This window comes from Novosphingobium sp. LASN5T (assembly GCF_003856955.1).
Classification (GTDB): domain Bacteria; phylum Pseudomonadota; class Alphaproteobacteria; order Sphingomonadales; family Sphingomonadaceae; genus Novosphingobium.
In genome coordinates, this window is sequence record NZ_RQSI01000101.1 from 1 (window position 1) to 5,294 (window position 5,294).

Consider the following 5,294-nt stretch of genomic DNA (forward strand, 5'->3'; position numbering starts at 1 on the left):
GTGGTCATCAGGCCGGACTACGCCAGCTTATTGGGAGCGCTTCATCCGGCCTGATGACCCCCTGCGTCGCGCTTGGACGATACCCTTCAATGAAGCGTCAGGCACGGTGCAGACTGTCCAGATAAGGCGATCAATTCTTCTCGCGCATAATCCTTGCTGCCAAAGCTATTGAGCAGGTTGCGATTGAGGCGCGCCGGGTGTCCGCTGGCGTGACAGAGTTCGTGCAGGGCCGTCCGGTAGAAATTGATCTGTTCATAGAAGGCCGGTTGCGGCGGCACCTGCACATAGTCGGCGCTCGGCACATAACAGGCTTTGCCCCCGCCGATGCGGAAATCGACGCCCGATGCGGCGATCACCTCTTCGGCAAGCGGCACAATCTCGCGTTCGGGCAATGGTTTGGGATCGGACGCGAGACCGGGGCGCAATCCTTCGCATTGCGCTAGATTGAAGACGGTGAAACGCTTGAGGAAGGGCACACTGCGGGCATCCTCGCCGCTTTCGCGCGCGCGTTCCTTCTCGGCCTCGGGGGTGAAGCGGTCGGCATAGACCACGGTCACGCCATGTTCGCCCTTGCGGACGCAGCCCCCGGCATCGCGGGCCTGTTTGAAGGTGAGCCAGCCCTGCGAGGGAAAGCCATGCTCGAACAAAGCACCCCACAGGATCAGCACATTGACCCCGGAATAATTGCGCCCGGTCACGGCGTTGCGCGGCAGGCCGGGGGTGGCAGTTCCAACGCTGCCCCAAGGCTGGACCCATGGGATGCGGCCCCCTTCAAGCTCGGCAATGATCCGGTTCGTCACCTCGTCATAGAGGCTGGCGCGGGGCTCTGCGAGCGTTTCCCCAGCCTCTCCGCGCGCGCGGCGATTGATCTTCTGGCGCATGGCTATCCTCCTGCACCGCCCAAAAACCCGCATGGCCTCCCCCGGAGCGGGGGTGGGCGGCGACATGCGACCCACCGGGCGCGCCCAGGGAGGCGGCCCGCACCCAAAGGGCCGAAGCGGAGCGGAGGAGCCGGTCCCGGAGCGCAGCGATGGGCCGGCTTGCGGACCGCCGGGGTGCGCCCAAAGGGGAGTGCCGCCCACTCCCGCGATACGGGAGAGGCCACAGACAACGCTGCCGCGCGGGACGCGCGGCGTCCGCGAGCCGGGCGTCAGCCCGGCATCAGCCCCATGCGATCGTCGCCTTTGGTCGGGACGCGCGGCACGCGTGGCCCGACGGAGCGGGCGAGCATCGCCCGCGGAGCAGAGCGCGGTCGCGCCGCCAGGCGCGAGGGGCTAAAACCCTGCGCATCACGCTCATGATCGCCCCGATGAAAGCCGGTCACGGCTGTTCGTTTGTGGCTTTTTCGTCTTTGTCGCCGGCGTCGCGTTGGACGACGAAAAGCGCAGGAAGAGCCGATACCGCGGACCTTACGGCCTGATTGCGCTGGACCGCGAAAAGTTCGCCCACGGGCACTATCGGATTTACCGTCGCGAGGCGCACAGCCGGAGTCGCGTTGCCTGTGACCGATGCGAGATAGCGGTGAGTCTCGCTGGGCAACGTGCGACTTCCGGCGGTATAGGCGGCGTAGCGTCCGGGCCCGGCATTATAGGCACCGAAGAGCCCCGGATATCCAAACCGATCGTACATCAGCCGCAGATAGAAGGTGCCGGCGAGGATATTGTCGCGCGGATCGTGCGGATCCGTGCCCAGGCCCAACCGGGCACGCATCTCCGACCATGTCGCCGGCATGAGTTGCATCAGGCCCATCGCGCCGGCACGGCTGGTGATCGGCCGACCGGCGAGCATGGTGAGTCCGTGGCTTTCGGCGCGCATGACCCGCTCGATCCAGTCTTGCGGCACACCGAAGCGGCTCGAGGCCTCGGTGATGAGTGATCGCCAGCGCTCCACCGGATCGGCATAGGCCGGCGTCGCGCCTGCGAGCGCGGCGGCCGCGAGTATCCATCTCAGCGCGACCACAGCAGATGAGCCCGGCCGACGATGTCGCCGCGCTGCGTCGGTCCGAGATAGCGGCCGTCGAACGAGGCGGGGTTGTCGTTGAGGAGGAGGACCATGCCCTCGCGCAGGGTCGTGCAGCCCTGCCACCACGGCATTAGCCGGCCCTGGCCGTCCGACAGGCGGCGCCTCGCGCGCAGGCTCCCGTCGATGAAGATGGCGTTTCCGCGAGCGCAGACGGTGTCGCCCGGCTGCGCCGCGACGCGCTTCACGAGGGGCACGCTCGCTGGCAGATAGCGGCGCGCGTCGGCGAGCGTGCGCCAGGGCGGCGACAGACGCGCGATCACCATGTCGCCCCTGGCGACGTCATGTGGTGCAGAGATGGCGTACAGGCCGACCGGCGCGCTCGGGGTGGCATTCCAGATGAGCAGAGGCCGAATCGGGGCGGCCAGCGTCAAACCGAGCGCGCCAATCAGGACAGCAATGGCGCTGCCACGGCGATTCAAGCGTCGGCGGTATGCCCGGGCGCTGCGCAAGGCATCGCCGATGCGCAGGACAGCGCGTCTCTCAGTGTCGGTCATCGGACCTTTCCTCGCTGCTATTGGCCCTGCTCCAGGCGTCGAGGTCGTCGATGTGATAGACGACGTAGCGGCAGTGGCGACGGAAGGTAGGACCGCGGCCCTGCGCCCTTAGCCTCTCGAGATGGCGGGGCGTGAGGCCGAGATAATGCCCGGCCTGACGCGTGTTCAGGAATGGGCGGGCCCGGCCCGCGCCCACAGTTTCATCGTCCATCGCGCCTCCTTCGACGCCGTGGCGCCCGGTCGGTGGGGAGCGCCGGTGATCGGCGAAGCGACGGCGGTTGCAGAGGCCCGATAATCGACCTGCGCATATTCGGGCCTAGCAGCGGTTCCCGCAATTTTGCGGACTATAGTCTACTTGAGAATTGGTCTTTCTGTGGTGGCTGCGCGCCACCATGGGAGTCGCGCGCGCCATCATTGCAAAAAATATCCGGATGATGCGGAACGCACTCGGTATGTCGCAGGTCGACTTATCCGTCGCCGCTGAAATTGATCGATCTTACATCAGTGGCGTTGAGCGCGAGAAACGCTCCATATCGGCCGACAAAGTCGAGCAATTGGCGAAGACATTCGGCGTCGAGATTTACGAGATGTTTCATCCGGACACTGGCGAAGCCTATCAGCGCGTGCGCAAGAACGTCACCGGGGCCGAAGACTAGACCGCTTTTCTACGAGCGAAGCCAGATCGTGGAACCCGCTCTGGCAAGCTGGCGCGCGGCCTCGGCAAGCCGCTGGACGCGGCGACGCCAGGATGGCGTGGTTACGCGCCAGCGCGGCAGGTCACCGAGATCGAACAGGCACTCTGCGATCGCGCGATGGGACGCTCCGCTCGCCACGGCATCGTGGACGCGCAGCATCAGTGCCCATCGTTCGGCACGACGCTCGGGCGGCGGATTGCGCGCGGGCCAGCGGCCCAGTTCGGTCAGAGCCACTAGGCGATCGAGTGATGCGAGTTGCGCGCGGCAGCGCGGAAAGCCTCTTATCTGAAAGCGCAGGCCGACGCATCCTTCGTTCAGAGAACCAGTACGCACGTCGATACGGACGTGATGACCATGATCGGCGAAGAGCCAATGCTCCTCGTGTCCGTCGTCGTCAAAGCTGGCGATGGTGGTCAGCATTCGAAGGTCGATCGTTTCGCCATCGGTTAACGGCGCGATCTCGGCCTCGAGGACGGCGGAATCGATGTCCCGACGCCAAAGCGGCCGGGCCTGCGGCCAGGCGAGATCGGGCGATTCGAGGCGGTGCAGCCCGAATTGCGCGGCGATCCGGCGTTCTTCGGCGGCGGTGAGCTGGCGCGCGCAGGCTGTGCGATAGGTCTGCATGCGGCGCAGCCATTCCCAGGCGAAGCCGTGGCGGTCGCAGTGCGCCAGCGGGGCATAAGGCGCTGGCGAGTGCCAGTCCGCGCCGGGTGAATCCGCGGACATAGCCCATCCCGGTCAGCGTCGCCTATCCTCCGATCAGACCTGCGCGCGCAGCTTCCTGATCGGCGACATAGGCGGCGAGCGCCTCGGCCTGTTCGGGCAACAGCGCATCGATGGCCGGGAGACCGTCAATACCCTCCCGGCCGAGGAGGACCGACGGACACTGGCCTTCGACATTGCCGAGATTGGGCCGATGCTGGGCATAGCCGACCAGTTCGGCGAGTTCGGGATCGAAGTGGCGCGCGACATCCGGCGGATAAACGAGATACTGGTTCTCGAATGTGCGTAGCCAGCCGAGGCAATAGCTGACGATCACGGCGCGCCGGGGGACCGGCGTGCGATTGGCGCCGCCGCCGTGGAGCGTGCTGCCGAGCCACAGCATGGCCGAGCCCGGCTCCATCTCCGCCGCGACCGGTTCGTCCGTCGGTTCGACGGGGGCACCCGGGCGATGGCTTCCCGGCCAGAGCACGGTCGCACCGTTTTCCGCGGTGAACGCACCGAGCGGCCAGATGACATTGACCTGATATTCGCGGCCGTCGCGCGTCGCCTGCCAGAGATCCTGATCGCGGTGCGGGATTTGCGCGAGGGCGCCTTCATGGAGTTCGACGGCCTGGGCGAGGTTAAGGACGATCCGGTCGCAATAGGAGCTGAGCACCGTCTCGACGATCCGCAGCACCTTGTCGCATCGGACCAGTGCGGCTGCATGCTCCGAGCGACGCAGCAAGGCCCCGAACCGTTTGGTACGGGTGCCATAGAAGCCGCCCTCGCAAAAAGGCGTCGCAGCGAAGCGGGGCGCAAGATCGCGATTGAGCGCTGTGATCGTATCGGGCGCACAGGCGTCCGGGACGATGCAATAGCCATCGGCGAGGAGGCGCGCGGTGCAAAGCGCGGGGTCATGAGCCATGGCGCCCTCCCTCACGCGGCCTGGGCCAACGGCGCGACGATCGCGCCGGGCGTATATATGCCGGTATTGGCAAGCCGATCCGGCGTGTCCGCGTCGAGGTCGATGCGGAACGCGGCGAGCGAGGCGCCGTTGCACATGCGGGGCGGTCCGAGCCTTTCGCAATGCCAGCCCATCGCCATGACCTGCGCGAGGAAGCTCGCCGATACGACGCCAGTCAGGGACATGATGCCGGCCACCGTCGCGTGATCGACCATCGCGGAGATGAGCCGATTTCGCACCTCGAGGCGCCGCGCGGTTCCCAACCGACATGGCAAACAGAGCCGCGTGATCGTAAGCGGTGTTTCGCGCCCACCTTGCGCTGGCGGGTGTCAGCGTTGAGTTTCCGCGCCCTGACGTAAGTTGAGGCACTACTCCTATGATTATCTCGGGTGACGATCCTGTGAGCAAGGGTGCTCA

General features: G+C 66.2%; 8 protein-coding genes. 1 reads left to right on the plus strand and 7 read right to left on the minus strand.

Annotation, left to right across the window (positions count from 1 at the left end):
• Window positions 1-86: 86 nt before the first annotated feature.
• From EH199_RS24165 to EH199_RS24180, 4 genes are all read right to left on the minus strand, one after another.
• Window positions 87-881, minus strand: a complete 795-nt coding sequence (locus EH199_RS24165) for an ArdC family protein (protein WP_124811561.1) — start codon at window positions 879-881, stop codon at window positions 87-89.
• A 439-nt stretch (window positions 882-1,320) separates the two neighbouring features.
• Window positions 1,321-1,959, minus strand: a complete 639-nt coding sequence (locus EH199_RS24170; RefSeq protein ID WP_124811562.1) for a lytic transglycosylase domain-containing protein — start codon at window positions 1,957-1,959, stop codon at window positions 1,321-1,323.
• Window positions 1,947-2,516, minus strand: coding sequence for a S26 family signal peptidase (locus tag EH199_RS24175; RefSeq protein WP_124811563.1), 570 nt, complete (start codon window positions 2,514-2,516; stop codon window positions 1,947-1,949). Before EH199_RS24175 ends, EH199_RS24170 begins: the two co-directional genes overlap by 13 nt.
• Window positions 2,503-2,727: a helix-turn-helix domain-containing protein gene (locus EH199_RS24180; protein ID WP_124811564.1), complete on the minus strand. Its 225-nt coding sequence runs from the start codon at window positions 2,725-2,727 to the stop codon at window positions 2,503-2,505. Before EH199_RS24180 ends, EH199_RS24175 begins: the two co-directional genes overlap by 14 nt.
• Window positions 2,728-2,878: 151 nt before the next feature.
• On the opposite strand from EH199_RS24180, the gene EH199_RS24185 reads away from it, so the two are divergent.
• Window positions 2,879-3,172, plus strand: a complete 294-nt coding sequence (locus tag EH199_RS24185) for a helix-turn-helix domain-containing protein (protein WP_124811565.1) — start codon at window positions 2,879-2,881, stop codon at window positions 3,170-3,172.
• 9 nt (window positions 3,173-3,181) lie between these two features.
• Here the strand turns inward: EH199_RS24185 and EH199_RS24190 are convergent, their stop codons facing one another.
• Genes EH199_RS24190 through EH199_RS24200 form a run of 3 tightly spaced genes read right to left on the minus strand, consistent with a single transcriptional unit; the run spans window position 3,182 to window position 5,092 of the window.
• Window positions 3,182-3,937, minus strand: coding sequence for a DNA -binding domain-containing protein (locus EH199_RS24190; RefSeq protein WP_124811566.1), 756 nt, complete (start codon window positions 3,935-3,937; stop codon window positions 3,182-3,184).
• 22 nt (window positions 3,938-3,959) lie between these two features.
• Complete coding sequence (locus EH199_RS24195; protein ID WP_370449740.1) at window positions 3,960-4,853, minus strand: phytanoyl-CoA dioxygenase family protein; 894 nt, start codon at window positions 4,851-4,853, stop codon at window positions 3,960-3,962.
• Window positions 4,850-5,092, minus strand: coding sequence for a hypothetical protein (locus EH199_RS24200; protein ID WP_124811567.1), 243 nt, complete (start codon window positions 5,090-5,092; stop codon window positions 4,850-4,852). Before EH199_RS24200 ends, EH199_RS24195 begins: the two co-directional genes overlap by 4 nt.
• Between the last annotated feature and the right edge of the window lie 202 nt (window positions 5,093-5,294).

What these genes read in the sequence shown, in the direction of transcription:
- EH199_RS24175 (WP_124811563.1), bottom strand. Translation starts at nt 2,516, where the DNA reads ATGACCGACACTGAGAGACGCGCTGTCCTGCGCATCGGCGATGCCTTG.
- EH199_RS24180 (WP_124811564.1), bottom strand. Translation starts at nt 2,727, where the DNA reads ATGGACGATGAAACTGTGGGCGCGGGCCGGGCCCGCCCATTCCTGAAC.
- EH199_RS24200 (WP_124811567.1), bottom strand. Translation starts at nt 5,092, where the DNA reads ATGGTCGATCACGCGACGGTGGCCGGCATCATGTCCCTGACTGGCGTC.
- EH199_RS24190 (WP_124811566.1), bottom strand. Translation starts at nt 3,937, where the DNA reads ATGTCCGCGGATTCACCCGGCGCGGACTGGCACTCGCCAGCGCCTTAT.
- EH199_RS24165 (WP_124811561.1), bottom strand. Translation starts at nt 881, where the DNA reads ATGCGCCAGAAGATCAATCGCCGCGCGCGCGGAGAGGCTGGGGAAACG.